The 22957-nt window shown below is 51.4% G+C and carries 22 protein-coding genes and 1 other annotated feature; of the genes, 21 read left to right on the top strand and 1 reads right to left on the bottom strand.

The features are described 5' to 3' along the window. Nucleotides 1-540: 540 nt before the first annotated feature. The 21 genes from cysS (at nt 541) to EKM97_RS00330 (ending at nt 21586) form a co-directional block, all read left to right on the top strand. The gene (gene cysS, locus EKM97_RS00430) at nt 541-1944 is read left to right on the top strand and encodes a cysteine--tRNA ligase (RefSeq protein ID WP_125570295.1); all 1404 of its coding nucleotides are present in this window, start codon (nt 541-543) and stop codon (nt 1942-1944) included. Beyond that, nucleotides 1941-2357: a Mini-ribonuclease 3 gene (locus tag EKM97_RS00425; RefSeq protein ID WP_125570294.1), complete on the top strand. Its 417-nt coding sequence runs from the start codon at nt 1941-1943 to the stop codon at nt 2355-2357. The genes cysS and EKM97_RS00425 overlap by 4 nt, the downstream gene beginning before the upstream one ends. Beyond that, nucleotides 2338-3246, top strand: a complete 909-nt coding sequence (gene rlmB / locus EKM97_RS00420; RefSeq protein ID WP_125570293.1) for a 23S rRNA (guanosine(2251)-2'-O)-methyltransferase RlmB — start codon at nt 2338-2340, stop codon at nt 3244-3246. Before EKM97_RS00425 ends, rlmB begins: the two co-directional genes overlap by 20 nt. 43 nt (nt 3247-3289) lie before the next feature. Then, on the top strand, nt 3290-3832 hold the full coding sequence (locus tag EKM97_RS00415) for a biotin transporter BioY (protein ID WP_125570292.1): 543 nt from the start codon (nt 3290-3292) through the stop codon (nt 3830-3832). Between the two features lie 245 nt (nt 3833-4077). Then, nucleotides 4078-4629, top strand: coding sequence for a sigma factor (locus EKM97_RS00410; protein ID WP_125570291.1), 552 nt, complete (start codon nt 4078-4080; stop codon nt 4627-4629). A gap of 138 nt (nt 4630-4767) precedes the next feature. Further along, entirely contained in the window at nt 4768-4917 is a 150-nt protein-coding gene (gene rpmG, locus EKM97_RS00405) for a 50S ribosomal protein L33 (protein WP_125570290.1), read from the top strand. 16 nt (nt 4918-4933) lie between these two features. Beyond that, the gene (gene secE, locus EKM97_RS00400; RefSeq protein ID WP_125570289.1) at nt 4934-5104 is read left to right on the top strand and encodes a preprotein translocase subunit SecE; all 171 of its coding nucleotides are present in this window, start codon (nt 4934-4936) and stop codon (nt 5102-5104) included. 138 nt (nt 5105-5242) lie between these two features. After that, the gene (gene nusG / locus EKM97_RS00395; protein ID WP_125570288.1) at nt 5243-5785 is read left to right on the top strand and encodes a transcription termination/antitermination protein NusG; all 543 of its coding nucleotides are present in this window, start codon (nt 5243-5245) and stop codon (nt 5783-5785) included. A gap of 365 nt (nt 5786-6150) precedes the next feature. Continuing rightward, entirely contained in the window at nt 6151-6576 is a 426-nt protein-coding gene (gene rplK, locus EKM97_RS00390; protein WP_125570287.1) for a 50S ribosomal protein L11, read from the top strand. A 93-nt stretch (nt 6577-6669) separates the two neighbouring features. Continuing rightward, complete coding sequence (gene rplA / locus EKM97_RS00385) at nt 6670-7359, top strand: 50S ribosomal protein L1 (RefSeq protein ID WP_125570286.1); 690 nt, start codon at nt 6670-6672, stop codon at nt 7357-7359. A gap of 144 nt (nt 7360-7503) precedes the next feature. Continuing rightward, on the top strand, nt 7504-7992 hold the full coding sequence (locus EKM97_RS00380; protein WP_225419176.1) for a GNAT family N-acetyltransferase: 489 nt from the start codon (nt 7504-7506) through the stop codon (nt 7990-7992). A 59-nt stretch (nt 7993-8051) separates the two neighbouring features. Beyond that, nucleotides 8052-8175: a sequence feature (ribosomal protein L10 leader region), on the top strand. A gap of 38 nt (nt 8176-8213) precedes the next feature. After that, nucleotides 8214-8717: a 50S ribosomal protein L10 gene (rplJ, locus tag EKM97_RS00375; protein WP_125570285.1), complete on the top strand. Its 504-nt coding sequence runs from the start codon at nt 8214-8216 to the stop codon at nt 8715-8717. Between the two features lie 59 nt (nt 8718-8776). After that, nucleotides 8777-9145, top strand: a complete 369-nt coding sequence (gene rplL, locus EKM97_RS00370) for a 50S ribosomal protein L7/L12 (RefSeq protein WP_125570284.1) — start codon at nt 8777-8779, stop codon at nt 9143-9145. A gap of 615 nt (nt 9146-9760) precedes the next feature. Next, the gene (locus EKM97_RS00365) at nt 9761-15625 is read left to right on the top strand and encodes a SpaA isopeptide-forming pilin-related protein (protein ID WP_125570283.1); all 5865 of its coding nucleotides are present in this window, start codon (nt 9761-9763) and stop codon (nt 15623-15625) included. A 459-nt stretch (nt 15626-16084) separates the two neighbouring features. Beyond that, nucleotides 16085-16594 carry a hypothetical protein gene (locus EKM97_RS00360; protein WP_125570282.1) on the top strand — a complete coding sequence of 170 codons (510 nt, stop codon included), beginning with the start codon at nt 16085-16087 and terminating at the stop codon, nt 16592-16594. Between the two features lie 12 nt (nt 16595-16606). Then, nucleotides 16607-17425, top strand: coding sequence for a DUF6681 family protein (locus EKM97_RS00355; protein WP_125570281.1), 819 nt, complete (start codon nt 16607-16609; stop codon nt 17423-17425). Nucleotides 17426-17510: 85 nt separating this feature from the next. Continuing rightward, a complete protein-coding gene (locus EKM97_RS00350) occupies nt 17511-18251 on the top strand; it encodes an amino acid ABC transporter ATP-binding protein (RefSeq protein WP_125570280.1) in 741 nt (246 codons plus the stop codon). 11 nt (nt 18252-18262) lie between these two features. Further along, nucleotides 18263-19087 (top strand): transporter substrate-binding domain-containing protein, encoded by an 825-nt coding sequence (locus EKM97_RS00345; protein WP_125570279.1) that lies wholly within the window; start codon nt 18263-18265, stop codon nt 19085-19087. After that, the gene (locus tag EKM97_RS00340; RefSeq protein WP_125570278.1) at nt 19088-19732 is read left to right on the top strand and encodes an amino acid ABC transporter permease; all 645 of its coding nucleotides are present in this window, start codon (nt 19088-19090) and stop codon (nt 19730-19732) included. It begins immediately after the preceding gene. A gap of 13 nt (nt 19733-19745) precedes the next feature. After that, on the top strand, nt 19746-20402 hold the full coding sequence (locus EKM97_RS00335; RefSeq protein ID WP_125570277.1) for an amino acid ABC transporter permease: 657 nt from the start codon (nt 19746-19748) through the stop codon (nt 20400-20402). 521 nt (nt 20403-20923) lie between these two features. Then, complete coding sequence (locus EKM97_RS00330; RefSeq protein WP_164507373.1) at nt 20924-21586, top strand: EAL domain-containing protein; 663 nt, start codon at nt 20924-20926, stop codon at nt 21584-21586. A 70-nt stretch (nt 21587-21656) separates the two neighbouring features. Here EKM97_RS00330 and hflX read toward each other — a convergent pair whose 3' ends face one another. After that, nucleotides 21657-22949, bottom strand: coding sequence for a GTPase HflX (gene hflX / locus EKM97_RS00325; protein ID WP_125570275.1), 1293 nt, complete (start codon nt 22947-22949; stop codon nt 21657-21659). Between the last annotated feature and the right edge of the window lie 8 nt (nt 22950-22957).

Below are 22957 nucleotides of genomic sequence, written 5' to 3'. Positions count from 1 at the left end.
ATTAGTGATCATGGCAACGCCGCGTTTGAAGCGGGCTGGCTCCGTACTCGGGGACTCCGTTAGCGGGGACCGCTCGAACCCCTAACGGGTTTCTCACTGGCGATTTTGCCGCAAAATCGGCGGCAAAATTCGCGCTCCCGAGGAAAGTGGCAGTGTATACCCGGCTCAATTCATGTCGGGTATACACTGCCACTTTCCTTTTCGCTAACTCCGTCCCCGAGTACTCCGCCAACCCACTTCAAACGCTAGTGTATTCACGACCTGAGAATGTCGTTTTATAATCGAAACAAGAGCGCCAAAACTCGAAGCGATTGAGGATTGATGTGCGTGCAGCGAGCAATTGTTTTCTCAACGTGGTCGTCCTACCTAAAAAATTTTTGCATTCGCTAAAATGCATAACTGGTATTGGCTATGGTGGGCGTTCGCAAAATGCAATTGAGTAGTATCGCGATTCAACTATACCTTTTCCCCCGCTTACCTTTTGGTTTCCCGAAAAGTCTTGTATGATAAGGAACGTAATATAGGAAAGGAGGCCCCGTCATGGTCAAGATTTACAATACCCTAACCCGGGCCAAAGAAGAGTTTGTTCCCATCGTCGCAGGTGAGGTGCACATGTATGTCTGTGGACCGACCGTCTACAACTACATTCACATCGGGAATGCGCGTTCAGCTATCGCTTTTGATACGATTCGCCGCTACCTCGAGTACTGTGGTTACAAAGTGACCTATGTGTCTAACTTCACGGATGTGGACGACAAGATTATTAACGGGGCCAAGAAGACTGGCGAGGCGCCACTCGAGCTCGCTCAGCGCTTCATTGACGCCTTCATGGAAGATACCGCCGCTTTGGGCATTGAGCCCGCTACGGCGCACCCGCGCGCAAGTGAGATGATTCCGGACATTATTACCTTTGTTCAGGATCTCATTGCCAAGGGTTATGCTTACGAAAGTGATGGCGACGTGTACTTCCGGGCGCGCAAGGCGAAGAACTACGGCGCGCTGGCTAACAAGAACATCGACGATTTGCGTCAGGGGGCCAGTGAGCACGTGAATGACGCGGAGACCGCCCGCAAGGAAGATCCCGTTGACTTTGCGCTCTGGAAGAAAGCAAAACCCGGCGAAATTTACTGGGACGCACCTTTTGGCCCCGGCCGTCCGGGGTGGCACATTGAGTGCTCCGTCATGAGCACCAAGCTGCTGGGCGACACGATTGACATTCATGGCGGTGGCCAGGACCTCGAGTTCCCGCACCACACTAACGAAATCGCGCAGAGTGAAGCCCACACCGGTAAAAAGTTCGTGAACTACTGGATGCACAACGGCTTCGTCACGGTGGGCGAGGACGACGAGAAGATGAGCAAGAGCCTTGGCAACTTCGTGACGGTGCACGACATCATCAAGACAGTTGACCCGCAGGTGCTACGCTTCTTCATGGCAACCACGCAGTACCGCAAGCCGATTCGTTACACCCAGGCTAACTTGGACGAGGCAGAAACCAACCTTAAGAAGCTCAAGATTGCGTTTGACGCCCTGAACTTCCGGATGAAGGATGCTCAGGCAGGCAGTGACGCGGATGTTGACGCTCAGCTCAAGCAGCTGGACAGCGATTTCAGCACGGCGATGGATGATGACTTCAACGTCCAGAACGGGCTGACGGCATTGTTCGACTTGGCCAAGCTGATGAACGATTACGCCACGAACACGACCATTCACGCAGCAACAGCCGAAGCACTGCTGGCTAAGTTCAGCGCGTGGATGCAGATTTTTGGCATCACGCTCAGCACAGGTCTGCTCGACGATGAAGTGGAAAGCAAAATTGCGGCGCGTAACGCAGCCCGCAAGGCAAAGGACTTCGCAACGAGCGACCGTATCCGCGACGAATTGAGCGCGGACGGGATTATTTTGGAAGATACAGCACAAGGGACAAGGTGGCGCCGCGAATGATGAACCCGGAACAACTGAATGGGATTGCACTGGCTTACTTGGGCGATGCAGTCTACGAACCATATATCCGCCGGCACCTGCTCAGCTTAGGCCTGACCAAGCCGGCGCAGCTGCAGCGTAAGGCCAAAAGTTACGTGTCGGCCAAAGCACAGGCGGCGCTGATTGCCGGTATGCAGGAACAAGGCGTCCTCAGCGATGAGGAACTTGAAATGTTCAAGCACGGGCGTAACGCGAAGAGCTATACGCATGCCAAGAACACTGACGTCGTGACCTACCGGATTTCAACTGGGTTTGAGGCGCTGTTTGGTTCCTTGGATTTGCTTGAACGGCACGACCGGGTAACGGAATTGGCACACTGGTGCATTGATTACGTGGAAAATGGGGGAACAGGACATGGCGAAATTCACAGGTAAGCCGCAACGCCGCCGCGATGGCGACCGGCAGGGGCGGCCAGGCGCCGGGAACAACAAGCAGCGTAATTTTGGTGGCCGCAAGCCGCGGACCGAGCGCGATGAAGTACGGTCGCCGCGCGAGGAACGTACGGATGGCGATGAGCAGAACGAATTCGTTTACGGTCGCCACGCCGTTAGTGAAGCGCTGAAGGTTGAGGGCGCGACCCGCATCAACAAGTTGTTCGTGCAAAGTGACCTGAACTCCGATCAGATTCACGACATCGTGAAAGCTGCGCAGAACAAGAAGATTCTGATTAGCCAGGTCCCGAAGAACAAGTTGGACCTGCTCAGCGATCGCGGCAATCACCAGGGCGTGATGCTGGCAATGGCACCATACGCCTACGCCAGCATTGATGACCTTTTTGATGCTGCTGCTAAGAAGAACGAACAGCCTTTCTTCCTGATTCTGGATAACTTGGAAGATCCCCACAACCTGGGCTCCATCATGCGGACGGCCGATGCGGTCGGTGTGCACGGGATTATCATTCCGAAGCACCGTGCCGTCGGCCTGACCAGCACGGTGGCAAAAGTTAGCACGGGGGCCATTGAACACGTGCCTGTTGCGCGGGTGACCAATCTGGCCAGCACCATCAAGCAGCTCAAGGAACGCGGTGTCTGGATCTTCGGGACCGCTATGGAAGGTCAGGACTTCCGGAAATGGGATGCCCGCGGGGCCATCGGTCTGGTCATCGGTAATGAAGGCAAGGGGATTTCTCCAGGCCTGCAGAAGCTCATGGACGCGACCATTTCGATTCCAATGATTGGCCACGTGCAGAGTTTGAACGCCAGTGTTGCCACTGGGGTATTGTTGTACCAGGCATTCACCAGTCGCCAGCAGGTACAAGACTAAGGCATAGCTTTATCTTTATATAGTAAGAACACGGAGGCGGACAATGACGAGAATTCCACTACGACGCTTAAACTTAACCGCGATGATGACGGCCGTGATTTGTGCCGTTGCGCCGTTGGCCATTCCCTTGGGCGCCGTGCCGTTTAGCTTGCAGACGTTCATCATTCCGCTGGTGGCCACGGTGTGCGTCCCCAGTGTCGCTTTGACCGCAACAGCGCTGTACCTACTGATTGGGGGCCTCGGCCTGCCGGTGTTTGTCGGGTACACGGCGGGTTTTGGCCACTTCTTTACACCGACGGGTGGCTACTTACTGGCAATGTTGCTGTTCCCGCTGATCATCAGTGTGGCCCTGAAGTGGCACCGTAGCCTTGCCGTTGTGGTTGGCAGCAACTTGCTGGCGGGCCTGCTGCAACTGGTCGCGGGTTCTTTATGGCTCGCAGTGGCCACGGGGATGGCGTTGCCAACCGCATTTGTGACCGGAACGTTGGCTTTTGTACCAGCAATGCTGGTGAAAGTGGCTTTGATCCTCGTTTGTGAACGTGCCGCTGAACGTAGTGGCGCGCTGAGCTTGACCAAAATGATGTAACTATCAAAAGCGTGGTGTTGAAATCTAGCTGGTTTCAACGCCGCGCTTTTTGCTTGGGTTAAGGGGAGTTTTGGACCACGATTAGCGAATTCAAAAAACAACTTTAGTTTTTAATTACAGCATCTCCTCGCAGTGTCGTTTTCAGGTTCCTTCCATACTTTTGGGACGTCAGTTCTGTAGGTGCGTGTCCGCAAGCGGTTGTATATTACGAGCGTAAATACAGACTTGTGATAGGGGGAACGGAAATGCGCAAGGATGAATTGGCATTGATTCAGCGCGCGCCGGACGATTCGGACGCGTTCGTGGAGGTGTTCAGATTGTACAAGCCGATCGCATTGGGGCTTATGCGGCAGTACAATCTGCGGGGGATGGCACGTGAGGACTGGCTACAAGAAGCCCAGCTGGCTTTGTGGCGGGCAGTCCGCATGTACGATGCGAGTAGCGGCTCGCAGTTTGGTTCCTATTACAAAATGATTCTGCGCTCGCACTTCAGTTCAGTGGTGCGCCACGGACTGGCCAAAAAGCGGCTACTTCTGAACTCCAGCCTGGCGCTGACGGAAGCGGACGTGGATCTGGATGCCATTAAGAGTGGTCAGCGTGATGCGCGCAACGCTACGGAGCGGTCGATGGTGGTGCGCCTGGATTGGCAAGAATTTCTGGACATGTTATCGCCGCTGGAGCTACGGGTATTTGAGCACCTACTCCAATGTGAGGTGCCCGCCTCTAACTCCGGCCGGCGGGCGAGTGAGCGGGTGCGGCGGAAACTGCGCATGTTTCTGGCGGATAACATGCAGTAAGCTTGTTGTTAGAAGGATTGATGTTAGCAAGACCGCTGCTAGAAGACCCGCTGTCAGGAGGCCCACTGTTAGAAGGCCCACTTGCTACTGACGGGGCAAAAAGGTATAATTTTGGGGATATAATCTAGGAGGACCGCCATGACAGTGAAAAAAGTGGCGTTAGCCTGCAGCGTGTGCGGTCGGCGGAACTACTTCGTTCCTGAAAACAAGAAGCGCACGGAACGGTTAACCCTGAATAAATATTGTAAATACTGCGGTAAAGTAACGCCGCACAGTGAAACCCGCTAAGGAGGAGGAGTAGAGCATGAAGTTTTTGAAGAGCGTTGTTAACGAAATGAAGTTGGTCACTTGGCCAACCGCCAAGGAAACTCGCCGCGATACCACCACGGTTATTGTGACCTCAATCCTCTTTGCGATTTACTTCGCACTGGCCGACTGGGCAATCACGGCATTGCTGACGAAGTTCATTTTCTAGTTTCAACTTGGAAGAGTCGCTGTGTGCGACTCTTTTTTTGATTTATCCAATTGTGCCTGTTATAATGAAGTCACTGTGAAACCAACACCCACCGGTGGCGGTTTTTTTATTTTGTCCAAAAACGAAAGGAAGTACATCATGGAATCTGCAGAAAAGCAGTGGTACGTACTGCACACCTACTCTGGTTACGAAAACAAGGTTCGGACCAACCTCGAATCACGCGCAAGCTCAATGGGCATGGATGACTACATCTTCCGTGTGATTGTTCCCGAAGAAGAGGAACACACCATGAAGAATGGTAAGGAGAAGGTCGAAACCGAGAAGACCTTCCCTGGTTACGTGCTGGTCGAGATGGTTATGACCGACGAATCATGGTTCGTTGTGCGGAACACCCCTGGTGTTACTGGCTTCGTTGGTAGTCACGGTGCAGGGAGCAAGCCTGCGCCACTGCTGCCAGAAGAAATCGACAAAATTCTGCGCGAAATCGGCATGGAGACCCACAAGACGGACGTTGACTTTGAAGTCGGCGAAACCGTTAAGATTGTGGATGGTGCCTTCTCTGGTACCACCGGTAAGATTACCGAAGTGGACCACGAACACTACAAGCTCAAGGCCAGCATCGAAATGTTCGGCCGTGAGACGGCGGCTGAACTGGACTTCGATCAGGCAGCAAAACTGTAGGCTGCGAAAAAGGGCGCTTAGGGGCGGATATACAAGGTGGGGACGATAGAAATCCCGCACTTAGGATTTCTGTCGTCCCCGCCTTGTATATATAGCCCCTGCCCTTTTTCGCGCGACTGCGCCGTAAGGTCGCTGAGCCCAACGCTCACCACCTGCGCGTATTCACACAACAATTTCTAAAGCATACCCAGTACCTTAGCACCTAAATTTTGCGATTTTCCGCTGCGCGAGCGTTTGCATTCATAACACGCACTTGCGCCGGAGGCAAAATGATGCTATGTTATACAAGTATGTTTTCGCATACATGTGGGAGACCAAAACTAATGGTCATCTAACCACATCACGGACTAAGGAGGTAATGTCTCGTGGCTAAAAAAGTAGCAAACATCGTTAAGCTTCAGATCCCTGCTGGGAAAGCAACTCCTGCTCCTCCAGTTGGTCCTGCTCTTGGGCAGGCCGGGATTAACATCATGGGCTTCACCAAGGATTTCAACGCTCGGACTGCAGATCAGGCCGGCATGATTATCCCTGTTGTTATCACCGTGTTTGAAGATCGTTCATTCGAATTCATCACAAAGACTCCTCCAGCTGCTGTTCTTCTGAAGAAGGCTGCTGGCGTGGAACACGGTTCTGGCGAACCTAACACCAAGAAGGTTGCTACGGTAACCAGTGCTCAGGTTCAGCAGATCGCTGAAACGAAGATGCAAGACCTTAACGCTGGTAGCGTCGAAGCTGCTATGCGCATGGTTGAAGGGACTGCTCGGTCCATGGGCTTCGTTGTCGAAGGCTAATACCCAGCATCCGGATAGACGGCGAAAACCGTCATTATCAGAGTGGAAGGGATAACATCCCGTTGACCACATTTGCAAGGAGGAAAACCCAGAATGGCTAAAAAAGGTAAAAATTACATTGAGGCTGCTAAGGCAGTCGATGCTAACCAGACTTACGCCCCAGAGGCAGCTCTGGAACTCGTCAAGAAGGTTAGCTTTGCTAAGTTCGACGAAACCGTCGAAGTAGCATACCGTCTCGCACTCGACCCTAAGAAGGCTGACCAGCAGCTTCGTGGTGCCGTTGTCCTTCCTAATGGGACCGGTAAGACGCAGCGTGTGATCGTCTTCGCCCAGGGCGAACAGGCTAAGCAGGCTGAAGCAGCTGGCGCTGACGTTGTTGGTGCTGATGATCTTGTTGACAAGATCTCTGATGGCTGGCTTGACTTTGACGTTGCTGTTGCAACGCCACCAATGATGGCTAAGGTTGGTCGTCTCGGCCGTGTCCTTGGTCCTAAGGGCCTTATGCCTAACCCTAAGACTGGTACTGTTACGATGGACGTGACCAAAGCGGTTAACGACATCAAGGCAGGTCAGGTTGCCTACCGTGTTGATAAGGCTGGTATCATCCACGCCCCTATCGGTAAGGTAAGCTTCGACACTGCTAAGCTTCTCGAAAACTTCGAAATGCTTAACACAACCCTGACAAAGGCTCGTCCTGCATCCGTTAAGGGTGTATACATCAAGTCTTTGACCGTTACATCAACCTTCGGCCCTGGTGTCGCTGTTGATGCAGCCAAGTTCTAATTCCATTGAACTTGACCAAGAAGGCGTCCATTGCGGACGCCTTTTTGCTTGGGCAAAATTTTTGCCGATTAGTTACCATAGTTGACTAACATCGGCGTGCGGCTCATAATTGCGGCAAGTGAAAATGTCGAGGGGGAATTGCACGTGACAGTAAACCAATTTAAGCTGCGGCCCATCACGGCTGCAGACGATGCGCAGATGGCTGCGATTTTGCGGGCGGATTTGGAAGAGGGCGGCTATAACTTACCGGGGACCGCGTACTTTGATCCGCAGGTGGATCACCTGAGCACCTTTTATGCCAAGCAGACACAGCCGGCCGCTTACTGGGTGCTGAGCGATGACGCGGGCACCGTTTACGGCGGCGCCGGTGTGGGCCCGTATGCGACTGACACTGCGGAGCTGCAAAAACTCTACATTCGGGCTGATGCGCGCGGCCTGGGCGGCGGCAAGCAGCTGATCATGCAGTGTATTGCGTTTGCACGGGAACACTATGAGCAGCTGTACTTGGAAACGTTCAAGACCATGACTGCGGCGAACCATTTGTATGATGCCTTTGGCTTTAAGCAGCTGGATGCACCACTACCCGGTAGTGAGCATAGCGCTTGTGACGCCTGGCGACTCATGAATCTGTGAGTTTGCGCCTGCATTTTTGAAAATCAGTTGACACACACGCTGATAAATGGTTTAATATTCTTTGTGTTAAAACTCTGCCTAAGACTCAGGGGGCGCAAGCCTTAATCATCCTGCCGAGGTGGTATCAACGTGTTATCTGATACCTCTATGTCTTGGTGGACATGGAGTTTTTTTATATAAAAAAAGAAATCCATGAACAAACATCAGGAGGTGAAAAACACATGAGTGAAGCAATTATTGCTGAGAAGGCTAAAATCGTTGCTGGTATCACGGAACAGTTCAACAACGCGGAATCCGCTGTTGTCGTTAACTACCGTGGTCTCACAGTTGACGAAGTAACCGCACTGCGTAAGGAATTGCGCGAATCAGGCGTTAAGATGGAAGTCATCAAGAACACCTACCTTCGTCGCGCTGCCGACGCTGCCGGCTACGAAGGCCTCGACGAGGTCTTCAGCGGTCCTACTGCTATTGCTTTTGGTTCTGAAGATGTTACGGCACCTGCCCGCATCATGAAGAAGTTTGCTAAGCAGTACGATGCTCTTGAAATCAAGGGTGGCTTTATCCAGGGGAAGCTCGCATCCCTGGAACAGATCGACGAACTCGCTGGTCTGCCAGACAAGGAAGGTATGCTCTCAATGCTCCTTTCCGTTCTGCAGGCACCAGTTCGCAACGTGGCATACGCCGTCAAGGCCGTTGCCGAAAAGGGCGAAGAACCAGCTGCTTAATGGCTGCTTAGTTCTCACCACAACTATTCTATTTAATCGAAAATTGGAGGAAACCAATCATGGCATTGGACACACAAGCAATTGTCGACCAGCTTAAGGATGCTACCATCCTTGAACTGAACGACCTCGTTAAGGCTATCGAAGAAGAATTCAACGTTACCGCAGCTGCTCCTGTAGCAGCCGCAGGTGCTGGCGCCGGCGCTGCTGAAGCAACGAAGGACAGCTTCAACGTTGAACTGACCGAAGTAGGTCAGGAAAAGGTTAAGGTTATCAAGGAAGTTCGTGCAATCACAGGTCTTGGCCTGAAGGATGCTAAGGGCGTCGTTGATGGTGCTCCTGCAAACGTCAAGGAAGAGGTTGCTGAAGACGAAGCTAACAAGATCAAGGAACAGCTCGAAGCTGTTGGCGCAACCGTTACCCTCAAGTAATTCTTGCGTTTATCTTGGAAAGGTCCAGTCCCCGTATGGGGGCTGGGCCTTTTTTTCATAGGCGAGGTAGACCAATTGAATTGGAAGAGGGAAAGAAGAGAGGGATTTGGCCCAAAAGCCCTGTGCAATTAACACGGAAATAAATTGGTTCGTATTACTTTCATAATATAAAACTAACAAATTATCTAAAAAGCAAAACGATAACTTATGTAATTTGATTTCGCACTGATATATGCAAGAAACTTTTCAACAAACTCATAGATTATGTTAATTTTCATAAATGCTTTACAGATTGAGTAATCTGCGATGAACAAGTGACCGTTCCGGCGTATATAAGTATAAAGTTGAGAAAAGAATACCAATATAAATAGTTAATTTGTTCAATGATACTTCTCAACTGCAGTTTTCGATAATTAACAATTCAACAAGTCAAAACTCTAAAATTGTTCCATAAGAAACGTGCACGATTAAATATAATTTAATTCGCTACTGATTTTTCACAAACGTTTTTCGTCCCGTAAAATGATTGCTTTTCCGCAAAAATGCCGGCCAATAGTAATTAATGGTGGTATTATGCCCTCCAGAAGTTGTTACTAGCCTTGGGGGGTTAATTCAATGAATAAGTGGATACAGAAGGCCTATGCCATTCTGATGACATGCCTGTGTCTATTCCAATACGTGGGATCGTTGACACAGGTTGTAAGCGCGGATACGACATCTGCAGACGGGAATGTAGGTGTTACTTTGCGTGGCGCCGATTTGAACGCGGATGGCACTCAGCTGACGCTGAAGTATTCGGCGCAGACAGCTAAAGATAGCTTGCATTTTTGTGCTGTCGTGACTGGTGGTTCGCTGACGGATGGCGATCAAGGAACGTTGAAGGATAGTCAGGGCCAAGAAATTGGCGACTACTATACGAACGTGGATAGTGACAAGGGCACCAGCAAGGTCAACCTCAACATCGAGGGCGGCAAGAAGATTGATGATGCAACCTTGACTCTGCCACTGAGCAACGCGCCAGATAAAGTAACCGTTACCGACGACAGTGATGCCAGCAACACGGTAACGGCAACGAAGCCGCAAGCAGCCGCTGCACCGGTGAATTTAAATGACTACGTGCCAGACGGCCAGCCGATTGCCAAAATTACTGCCTTCTCGTTTAAGGACAAAGATGGCAAGGATATCGAGCCAGTTAATGGCACCTATGAACTGCCACCTGACGCTCAGGCGCGCTACGAATATCAATTCGCAGTTCCGGACCAGTTGAAGGATAACCATCAGGTGCAGAATGGGGACTACTTCACTTTTGACTTGCCCGCCGGTGTTAAGGCGGATGATGGCCAAGGTCCTCTAGACGGTGACCCGAGTCTTGGTTCCTTTACGGTACGCAATGGTAATCAGGTGACCATTACCCTGAACCAAAATGCTGTGGGCAACACTGACATCAAGGGAACTTTTGTGCATACCGAAAGTGCCAAGAACGTCACGGAGACCGGCTTGCAGTCATTTACGACCCCGGTTAAAGACAGCAGGAACGTGACGGCGGTTGATCTGGAACAACAAACAGATAAAGATGTCACGAAGACTGGTACGCCAGTCAATTCGAAGACGGGCGGTGCGGAAAACGCCAAGCAGATTAGTTGGGACGTTACCTTTAACAAGTCCCAGAAACTGCTGACGAATGCGAGCATCACCGACCCACTGCAAGACGGTTTGAGTTTGAATGCGGACGCACCGGTAGTGGTGCGGGATATCACCACAAAGGAAACACTCAGCGCTGGCAGTGACTATACTTTCGACCGTGACGCTGATAACAAGGTGACGTTGAAAGGGAATTATGCCAAGACGGGTGACGTCTTCACAGTCACTTACTTGACGGATATTGATGAAGATAAAATTCCGGATGATGGTGGTTCGCTATCTTTTACAAATACTGCCACCTTGCATGATGGTGACCAAAACCCGTCTGCTTCGAGTGCCGTTACCGTAAACTACGGCAGGTTGCTCGATAAAAGTGGGCAAAAGGCGATCAGGGACGGTCAAAGATTCACCTGGTTTGTGAATTTTAACTATGGTGAAAAAACAGTTAAAGCTGGCACCAAGGTGACTGACAAAGTGGCAGTGACACCGCAGAAGTACTTACCTGGTACTCTCCGAGTTTACTACGTTGATTTTGATGCTAACGGCCAACCAATCACTACCTCCGATCAAGTTGATCCAAGTCTGTACACCGTCAACTTTGAGCAAAACGGTGACTTTCCGAAATTCACCTTAACTTGGAATCAATCCATTAAGCGTGCTGTGCAGATTAGTTATGACACTCAGGCCACTGTGCCACTGGCCGACCAGAATGACAACCAGATTCTGGCTGATCCTAAAAATCCCATCGTGGGCCTGAACATCGGCAACGAAGCTGGTACTGGTGATACGAATGTGCCGGTCACGGTGACGGGCTCTCAGCAGGAACTGCAAAAGAGTCTGACTGGGACTAACTATTACACGAAGACAAACGACTGGAAAATTACCGTAAATGCGGGTGAACAGTTGTTTAACTTCTTTGAAGTGAGTGATAAACTGCCAGATGCTCTTTCCTTGAAGGGTACACCGGAAGTGTTTGACGAAAGCACACAGCAGCAGTTGATCCTGGGGAAGGACTTTCTGGTTACAGGAACAAATCAGCAGAACGATGGATTCCGTCTGATTTTCATTGGTGCTTATCAGAAAACCAGCGATAAGTTCACGATTAGCTACCACACCACCTTCGACTCCGAGAAGATTACGACTGGTGTGCAGGTAGAAAATCACGCGGACAGCTTCTGGGTTGACGGTACTGGTGATAAGCACCACAACCATCAAGTCGTTCCCTTTGGGCCGGGGGATAAGTTTCTCCACGATGCTTCCAAGAGTGGTCAGTACGATCCACAAACAAAACAGATTAAGTGGACAGTTGGGGTTAACTACAATCAGCGCCAGCTGCAAGATGCGCGGGTAACCGACACAATTCCTGAGGGCCAGACCTACGTCCCAGGGTCAGTGCACGTATTCCGTGGCAGTATTGACGGTACAATCCGTAGTGATTCGGGTGATAATGCCATTCAATCCAAGGAAGACGACTGGGTAAATCCGACAGATTACACGGTTCATTACGATGAGAAGACCAGAACACTCAACGTGGATTTACCGCATGATAATGGGGTTTACTTCGTCGAGTTTGATACTAGCCTCGCGGGTCAGCTCGTCGACACGACGTCGTACACTAATACGGCTGCGTTTGTAAATGGCGGTGAGCACCATGACGTGACTGGCACCGTCACGGTGGATCATGGTGGCGACTACATCGACAAATCCGGTCAAAAAGATGGCAGCGTCGTGGATTGGTCAGTGGACGTTAACCCATCGCAGTCAACGCTAAGCGATGTCAAAGTTGTTGACATTCCATCACGTAATCAGTTTGTTGATGTCAATTCTGTTGCAGTTTACGAAATGATGCCGAACTCAGAGGGCAAAAACACAGTTTACCGCAAGGCTGTTGCGGGGGCAGACTACACGGTCAGCGTCGTAACGGATTATCAAAATACCGGTGCACAAGTACTGATTGTCAAATTCAACAAGACAATTAATCGAGCGTACCGAGTGGATTACGAAGCGAAGATTAATTCGTCAGCTGACCAGGCTACTTTGTCTAATCAGGTGTCAATCATTGCGGATCACGTCACTAAGACCTACCAGCAGAAAACAGCGACCGTCATTATCGATCACGATGGTGGGAGTGCATCTGGCGAGGTTGGGCCGAACTTAAGGTTCAAGCTTACTAAGGTCGATGGCGATAATCCATCGGTACCGCTGGCAGGTGTTGGTTTTGAACTCTTTATGGCCAAGAAGTCAGGTCAAAATAATCCAGATGGTAGTCCAGTTTACGTCAAAGATGGTGAGGTGATTCGTAAAGGCACAACTGGTGATGATGGTACGTTAAGTTGGTCGAACCTGAAGCCGGGCGAATACATTTTGCAAGAAGACCTCAGCACCACACCTGAAGGCTACATTGCAGGCGCTTATGCCAAGGGCAAGCACATTACCATTAAGGCAAATGGTGAGAAAGACGCTGATGGTAATTTAGTTGATAACCAGACGATTGCTAACAACGAATATCATGGTGAAGTTACGCTAAAGAAGACCGCCCTTCATACTGGAGAACGGGTAAAAGGAGCAACTTACGAACTGTATCGTGTGAGTGCTGACGGGCAAGCTACAGATACGAATAGATCTGGTACAACTACAGACGACGGCGAATTCAGTCTCTGGAACTTAGCGCCGGGTGATTATTATCTGGTGGAAACTAAGGCACCAGCTGGTTACCTGCTAAATAAGGAGAAATATTCATTTACAATTGCTCGGGACAAAATGGCAAATCTGTTCCAGACGGTTAATGCCACCGATGCCAAGTGGCGCGGCAGTGTTGAAGTCACCAAACGGGACTTTGATCAGATGGACATCGCACTGCCAGGAGCCGAATTTAAGCTTTATAATGACGCGGATGAGATTCAAGCGATTGTCATGACCGGTGGCAATGGCGTGGCCCGTGTGAATGGGTTACTGCCAGGTAAATACTACTTTAAAGAAGTTGAAGCCCCTACTGGTTATAAACTGAATTCTGACAAAAAATACTACGTTAATGTGGTGCAGACTGGTTCCAGCGAACCAAGTCGCCAAGGTGATACTGTACTTCCAGCTGGTGCAAAGGCAACAGTCTATGATGAAGAAAAACCCGGTAGTGCAATTCTGCTTAAGCTAGACGGTTTCACCAAAGAAGGCTTGGCTGGTGCAGAATTCAATCTTTATTCCACACAAACAGGAACGTTGCTGCGTCATGGGCTTACCACAGACTCTAATGGCAAGTTGCAGATACCGAACCTAGTTCCTGGTGGCTACTACCTTGTTGAAACAAAAACACCAGCAGGCTACATTTTGCCTGCAATTCAGCAGCAGTTCCACTTCACGGTTGTCTTCAATCAGCAGGAAGGCCAAGCAGTAGAGGTTAAAGCGCTGAACACACCATACCTTGGTCGCTTGCAGCTGACCAAAGAAAACAAGCAGAATGGCGCTGCGGTGGCGAATGCGGTCTATGGATTGTTCAATACAAAAGGTGTACAGACACGTACCTTAACCACAGACGCACAGGGTAATGCGGTGGCAGAATACCTCGAACCAGGTGCATACACACTGCGCGAATTGAAGGCACCAGCGGGATTCAGTTTGAATGCTACCACTTACCATGTTACTATCGGCAAGAAAACAAACGGCGATATGGTGCACATGCTTGTCTTCGACGACATCCAGGGCAATGTGCAACTGACTAAGCGCGATGCGCAGAATCAGCAGCCAGTTGTGGGTGCAGTTTACAACCTGTACGCTGCTGATGGTAAACTGGTTAAGCAGCATTTAGCCACGTCACAAAGCGGAAACATCAAAGTAACTGACTTAGTTCCTGGGGACTACTACTTCCGTGAGATTCAGGCTCCAACTGGTTATGACCTTAATACTGCTCAAGTGCCAGTCGTAGTGGCCCTTAACCAGCCAAACAAGACAGCTCTGGTCACAACAGATGATCAGGAAACTAAGGGGGGCGTTGTCCTCAGCAAGACAGATGCTACGAGCGGGCAAGTTTTACCGGGTGCGCATTTTGCCCTCTACGAGACAGACGGAACGCTCGTCCGCAGTGGTTTGACTACCTCAGCAAATGGTCAATTGGTAGTCAACGACCTCACGCCTGGGGATTACTATTTCCGTGAGACGCAGGCTCCTAACGGGTATACTTTGAACGCAAACAATCACTACGCGTTCACTGTTGATTTCAATCAGCAGCAGGTTGCCCGAGTTCATGTCACCAACAAACAAAGTGTTGGTGGTGTGCGGCTTGTTAAGAGTGATGCAGCAACAGGTGAATTACTTGCTGGTGCTCAGTTTAGTCTGTATCGGGAAGATGGCACACTGGTTCGAAGCAATCTCAATACTGATGTGAATGGTGAAGTAGTCGTCCTTGGTCTGCTACCAGGACAATACTACTTTGTCGAAACAAAGGCGCCTGCTGGTTACATGCTGAATGAACAGAACAGCACGCCGTTTACAATTGGGCTTGGACAGCAGAGTTTGGTGCAAGTTGACGTTACAAACGCGCCACAACCACCGTTGCCTGACACCTTTGGGCCGGAACCACCGGCACCAGGTAATCGCACACCGGGTAACCCGCCACTGCCGGATACCTTCGGCAACAACGACAACCCGCCACTGCCCGACACCTATGGCAGCAATCAGCGGCCAGCTACCCACCGCAAGGCACGGGCTGGCAAGCACCAGCGTTTGCTGCAAAAGGTCTTCCCGCAAACCGGGGACAGCGTCAGCTACGGTTTAATCGTGGCCGGCTTAATTCTCCTGGCACTGGAAACAACGCTGCTGTACTTGCGGCGCAAGCACCGTGCTTAAATTAGCAGCATGAAGTAAAAGGTCCCAGCATCTTCCGCACAGGAGGATGCCGGGACCTTTTGCGTTGCTCACGCCGAAAAAGTCAATATTATTGACAAATAGTTTTTTATTTATGATGATGAAACAAATGCGACAAACACAATTGCCTTTGTCACAGTAATGAACTCGATTTTAGTACCAAATTGCAGTCGAAAAAATGTTTTTTTATGGTAATGGCTGAATTTTATAAATTACGCCATGTTAGATTATCTGCCAAGAATTTTGTGCCGATTTAGTGAACGTTCGCTTACGATTTCACGAAATTCAGCCTTAGGCAATTCCGCTTTGAGACAAAAGGTGGGACAATAGTTACTTAGAAGCGGCGAACGGGCTTGCACGCTACCTGCAAAGCGGATTGCGCGCAGGCTTGACGCCCAAAAGTACGTCCGGTTTTTCCGGAATTATGAAGGAGATTTATAAATGGCATACCGTACGCAACCATTGCTTTCACCAACCGCAATTGTTTCATTGATTTTGTTCGTTAGCGCGTTTAACGTCATCAACAACACCGCTAACCCAAGCAGTACGCCAAAGAGTGAGGCGTCGCAGAGCAGTCTGGTTTCCAGCCTCAAGGCCAAGAAAACCGGCGAGACGTCTTCTTCTAGCAGCAGTGACAAGAGTTCCAGCAAGCCGTCTAAGCCGAGTGAATCTAGCACTGTGGAAAGTTCATCCAGTTCCGCTGACGAGAGTAGTCAGCCGCAGAACCAGACCGACAACAGTTCGGCTTCTAGCAGCACGTCCTCCAGTTCGAGTTCGCACACCACAACGACAGACAACAAGGACACGACGGGCGACACGACTACGGATAAAACCACGACCGGCAGTGGCAATACTGACAACACGGATAATGGCGATAGTGGCAACACCGGTGATACCGGGACTACAACCAACAGTAGTTCGTCGCAGAAGACCACGACAACCCAACAGTAAGGAGGGACAAGCATGTTAACCGCACTTGATTTGATCAACCGGCTGCTGAATTATTTCAACATTCAGGACAAGCCGAAGGGCCGTGCCTTCACGGTTGTGGCCTTCATCGCTAACTTTTACCTCCTGTACGTGGCGATTCAGGGGCTGCGTTACAAGAACTACCGTCTGCAGGGCTCACTGTTCTTGCTCCTGTTCCTCATCTTCCTATATTTCATCGTGCTGAACTTCATCTACTACTACACCGACAAGAAGGTGAAGTGGGACATTTCGCCGCGCATCGAGAAGGCACTGGGCGGGAGCGCCAAGCAGCGCCAAGCCGCAGTGGCTGCCTACACGCAAGTGGCCGAACAGCCCGCTAATGGCGTGTTTAAGAGCCAGCAGGTGCTGCGCAGCACCCTGGACGTGACGCCGCAGCAGCAGGCCGCGATTAACGAACTAGCGGCCCAAATGGAAAAACAGGGGATACTGACATTAAAGTATCATGGCCTCGATGACAATACACTGGCCCGAATCGCCCAGAAAACCGCGGCGCCAGTGCTCGCAATGGGTGCGCCGGTGCCATTACCTTATTATGATTTGACGCACACCGCTGATAACAGGTGGGTCATCGTCGGTGGCCTGAACAGCCTGGATTACCATGAACTGGCCACTGTACGCAGTATTGGTCTGACGCCAATTGATAAGGCCGCATCTATGTATCGATTAGCGGCAGCGCAAGTTGTCCTCAGTGGCGGCCCGCAAAAGACGCCGAGCCGAACGGGGATGAATTCAATAACGGAACCATTTACGATTGAAGCAGACCTCGCTTACCTAGACACGAACAAACAGTAATAGAATAAGGCCTTCATTTGCATTTTTTAGATTTTCACAGTAAAATTTAAAAAATGCTTTTTTTATGAAAACGGAGGTAAGTTCAATGTCCATGATCGAGTTTCACGATGTCGAAAAGTACTACGGCAACAAATTCCACGCATTGAAGAACATCAACCTGACCATCGATAAGGGTGAAGTTGTCACCATTATCGGCCCTTCAGGTTCAGGTAAATCAACCCTGCTGCGCACCATTAACGGCTTGGAAGAAATCACCAGTGGCCAGCTGATCGTTAACGATATGGATTTAGCGGACAAGAAAACGGACATGAACCGGACCCGCCGCGACGTGGGGATGGTGTTCCAGCATTTTAACCTATATGCGAACAAGACCGTTCTCGATAATATTACCCTCGGCCCGCGCCTTGTGCAGAAGATGGACAAGGATAAGGCCGAAAAGGAAGCCATGGACCTGCTGAAGATGGTTGGCCTGGCTGACAAGTCTGCCAGCTTCCCCAGCATGCTCTCTGGTGGTCAGAAGCAGCGTGTCGCCATCGCCCGCAGCTTAGCGATGCACCCGAAGGCCATTCTGTTTGACGAACCAACTAGTGCGCTGGACCCTGAAATGATCGGTGACGTGCTGGACGTTATGAAGAAGATTGCCCAGCAAGGCATGACCATGGTTGTGGTGACCCACGAAATGGGCTTTGCCAAGCAGGTGGGGAACCGGATTATCTTCATGGCTGATGGCACCATTTTGGAAGACAGCACGGACGTGGCTGGCTTCTTCGATCACCCTAAGGAAGCGCGGGCGCAGGAGTTCATTAGTAAGATTATCAACCACTAGGAGGCGGGAGCATGAAGAAGCGATTGTGGAAACTGATTGCGCCGCTGATGTTGGTTCTCGGACTCGTGACCCTCGCCGGTTGCGGCAATAGTGTCGCTAAACGCGATACGCTGTCCAACGCCTCCGAAACCAACACGATTATCTGGGGCGTGAAGGCCGACACCAATCTGTTCGGCCTGATGAACATCAAGACGGGCAAAATTCAGGGCTTTGACGTCGACGTTGCTAAAGCGCTGACCAAGGAAATCCTCGGGCCGTCTGGCCGCGCGAAGTTCGTGCAGGTGACATCCGACACGCGGATGCCGCTGCTGAAGGCGGGGAACATCGATGCGATTATCGCGACGATGACCATCACGCCAGAACGGCAGAAGCAGGCTGACTTTTCCGATGTGTACTTCAAGGCTGGGGGTTCCATCCTGGTCAAGAAGGGCAGCAAGATTAAGAGCGTCAAGGACCTGAAGAAGGGCACCAAGACGATTGTGGTTCAGGGGAGTACTTACGGTGACAGTATCAAGAAGGCCGCGCCGAACACGCAGCTGCTGCAGCTGTCCGATTACGCCTCCGCCTTCACGGCGCTCAAGGCGGGTCAGGCTGATGCACTGTCAACCGACAACGGGATTCTCTACGGGATGTCGCTCCAGGATAAGGGTTACGTCGTTGTCGGCGGGACCTACACCAACGAACCGTACGGGATTGCCGTTAACAAGGGCCAAAAGCCTTTCCTGCGTTCCATTAACAAGGCGCTTGCCAAGATTAAGGAAAACGGGACTTACGATAAGATTGCGAACAAGTGGTTCGGGGATGTTCCGGGCTTCCACGTAAAGGAGGTCAAGTAGATGCTATCAATTGTTAGTTCAAACTGGGGAACCCTCGTTTCAGCGTTCCTCGTGACACTCGAATGTAGTATTTTGGGCCTGATTGGGTCTTGCGTGTTGGGGACGGCGTTTGCCCTCATGGAAATCAGTCCGATTAAGTGGGTTAACGCCATCGGCCGGATTTACGTTGAAGTGGTGCGGAACATTCCGCTGCTGGTCATCACGATGATTTTCTATGTGGTCATTCCGAAGTACGTGCTGCCGATCAGCGGGTTCGCTGCCGGGACGATTGGGCTGACCATCTACACCAGCGCGTTCATCGCCGAAACGGTGCGTGCCGGGATTGAGGCCATCTCCACCGGCCAAATGGAAGGTGCGCGCAGTGTGGGCTTGACCTACTTCCAGGCCATGACGCACATCATCTTCCCGCAGGCCATTAAGGTGACGATTCCCCCACTGGGCAACCAGTTCATTAACTTGGTCAAGAACTCCTCCGTGCTGGCCTTCGTGTCCGGCTTTGACCTGATGTACCAAGGTAAGTTAATCGCGGCGGCTACGCTGGATACCTTCCAGACCTACTTTATCGTCGGGATTTTCTACCTGATTATTACGATGCCGCTGTCATACCTGATGCGCTATCTTGAAAAGCGCTGGCAGACGGCCTAAGGAGGTGGCATAGATGAATACTTTTGCACAAGCACTATCATGGATTAACGTCCGCTACCTGCTCGAAGGCTTCATGGTCACCCTCGAGGTGTCTGCCGCCTCCATCGTCATCAGTTTCATTCTGGGGACGATTCTGGGGATTATCCGCTATGTCAAAATTAAGTGGGTGTCAGCCATCGTTGGTTTCATCATCGACATCATCCGGAACCTGCCACTGCTGCTGCTACTGTTCTTCGTCTACTTCGGTTTGCCGGAGATGGGGGTTCGCCTGAATGCCGTTTCGGCCACCATCATTGCGCTGAGTATCTTTGAAGCCGCGATGATTGCCGAAATCGTGCGTTCCGGCATCAACGCCGTCAGCAAGGGCCAGATGGAAGCCGCCCGTGCCAACGGGATGACCTACACTCAGGCGATGGTGCACATCATTTTGCCGCAAGCACTGCGCAAAATGATTCCACCAATCGTGAGCCAGTTCATTAGTCTGATTAAGGACACCAGCTTGGCTACGATTATCCTGCTGCCAGAAGTAACCTTCAACGCGCAGCTGATCTATGGCCAGAACGTCAACTACATGATTCCAATGTACGTGGCATTGGCAGTACTGTACTTCGTTGTGAACTACCTGCTGTCGCTCGCATCCCGGATGCTGGCGAAGAGGTTGGCGATTTAAGGGCTGTGCCAAAAGGCGGTTAGCTCCCGGTATACAAGCGGGCACCGGCCGGAATCCCGAACTTAGGATTCTGGCCGGTGCCTGCTTGTATGTTAGGGAGCTGCCTTTTGGCGCGCGACCGCGGAGTAATGGTGATGCTCTTAGCTCGTGAGCATTAGCGTAAATAAGGACTTATTCCCGAACTGAGGAATAAGTCCTTATTTGTGTCCAGTACCTGCCCAAATTTCAGCCTAGACCAAAACAAACTTCTTCAACAATGAAGCGTTCCCATTTATCGAACCCTTAAATTATTAAGGATACGCTTATACGCTGTCCATAATCATACCCAAAAAGTAGCGATTATCCGCAAATTTTGCACGGATATGCAAAAAAATCCGGTTTCAAAGCTGTTAATTCGCGACATGAAACTGTATAGTTTTGGTGTATGATGTTAATAACTTCATGAAATGTACGTACAACTGCGTTTGCGGACTAGCGGCCGTAAACGCGACTTAATGATGAAGAAGAAAGGGGGAGTCGTGATGACCTACACGTATTTCGCACAGGCAATTGTGCAAATTGAAACGCAAGCTATTATTCGCTACGAGTTATTACTGCGGATGTGGGACGAAGCACATCAGCAGTGGCGACTTCCAGATACTTTTGAAATCAGCGTGCAGGAACAGACACGGCTGATTGTTGAGGCGCTTAAGGCGCTCAAAATTAAGCGGGTGGGCATTAACCTGACGCCCAAGCAGTTCCATGATCCGGCGGTTGCCGCCGGACTAGTGGCGTTTGTCCAGCAGACGCCCGAATTACAGACGCTGACGGTGGAGCTGACCGATGCACCGACAATGGAAGAAATGCTGTCAGTTGGCGCGCAGCTGCACGCCGCGGGTATTCGCATCGCCATCGATGACGTCGGCTCCGACGTGACGGATTACGATTTGGTGGAGCAACTGTTGCCGCACCTGGACATCATGAAGTTTGCGCTTCAGAACATGCGCGCACTCGGTCAGATGGACAACGTTGAGGCGGTCATCGCCAAGTGGCGAGATTTGGCCGCACGTTACCATGTCGAGTTCACTTTTGAAGGCGTGGAGACGCCAGAAGACTTGCAGCTTGCCGGCCGTAGTGGCGTGAGCGAGGTGCAGGGTTATTACTTCAACAAGCCGGCATTACCGGCTACGTTTTGCAAAGAATAGATGAGCACGCAAAAGGCGCCGACGACCATCTCCTTGAGGGAGTAGTCGCCGGCGCCTATTTAAATGCCGTTTAGTCCTGAGCGTACTTGGCGACGCGCCCGGCGTTGGCCGCGCTCATCGTGGCGGTAATCAGGGTGCCGTCTGCGGTGTAGTCGGTCTTGTCGACCTTGGCCACACTGTTGATGAAGTTGACCGCCCCACCGTCCGTGAACGGAATCAGGTAGGTCGCGCTCACCGCGTCGGCGAAGATGCGCTGCTCAATCATGTCGGCGAGCTTGCGCAGGGACTTCTCGTCGCGTGCGGAGTAGATCAGGTGGTCGCCGTTCTCGTCTGGGAAGGCGGGCTGGTCGTCGCGGCGGTCAGCCTTGTTGTAGCCGACAATCATTGGTGTGCCTTCAATGCCGATGTCGCGCAAGGTGTCCTCGGTGACCTTCATCATTTCTGGATAGTGGGGGTCAGAGTAGTCGACCACCTGGACGAGCAGGTCGGCGTTCTTAGCTTCAGCCAGGGTTGCCTTGAAGGAGTCAACCAGCTTGGTTGGCAGCTTGCCGACGAACCCAACCGTGTCGCTGAGCAGGAACTTGCGGTTGCCCGGCAGTTCGATGCTGCGCACGGAGGTGTCGAGGGTGGCGAACAGCATGTCCTTTTCAAAGACTTGCTTGTCGTCTGGCCGGTCGGTGAAAAGTTGGAGCAGGCCGTTCATGGTCGTGGACTTACCCGCGTTGGTGTAACCCACCAGGGCAACCGTTGGAATGTCGCTTTCGTTGCGCTGGGCGGCGCGGACTTCTTCATCGCGGCTTTCATCGATCAGTTCCTGCTTGAGGTGGCCAATCCGCTTGTTTAGTACCCGACGGTCCTGTTCCAGCTGGGTTTCACCGGAACCACGGTTGGCCAGGGCACCACCGGCACCGGTACTCCCGCCACCCTGTTGGTCAAAGCCAGCGTTCTTCTGGCGCAGGCGTGGCAATTCGTAGCGCAAGCGGGCAATTTCCACCTGCGTTTTGGCCTGCTTGCTGCGGGCGCGGCTACCGAAGATGTCCAGAATCAGTTGCGTGCGGTCGACTAGGTGCAGCTGCATCTGCTTTTCCAGGTTGCGCAACTGGCTGGGGCTGAGTTCGTCATTGACAATCACGACGGCAGCTTCCTTCATGTTGGCGGCCATGCGCAGTTCTTCGACCTTCCCGCTACCGAAGTAGGTGGCGCCGGCTGGGTAGTCGAGCTTCTGGGTAACTTCGCCGACCACGTTGTAGTTTGCGGCCTTGGCGAGTTCGCCGAGTTCGGTCATGGTGTATTCAAAATTCTCTTGCCGTTTGGTAATCCCGGCAATAATTACTTTAGTTGGTGCTGCTTGGGTTTCAGGCATCGCATTAT

It is taken from the genome of Lacticaseibacillus songhuajiangensis (genome assembly GCF_003946025.1).
In the GTDB taxonomy this organism is placed as follows: Bacteria; Bacillota; Bacilli; order Lactobacillales; family Lactobacillaceae; genus Lacticaseibacillus; species Lacticaseibacillus songhuajiangensis.
This window is presented reverse-complemented; position numbering and strand designations above follow the sequence as displayed.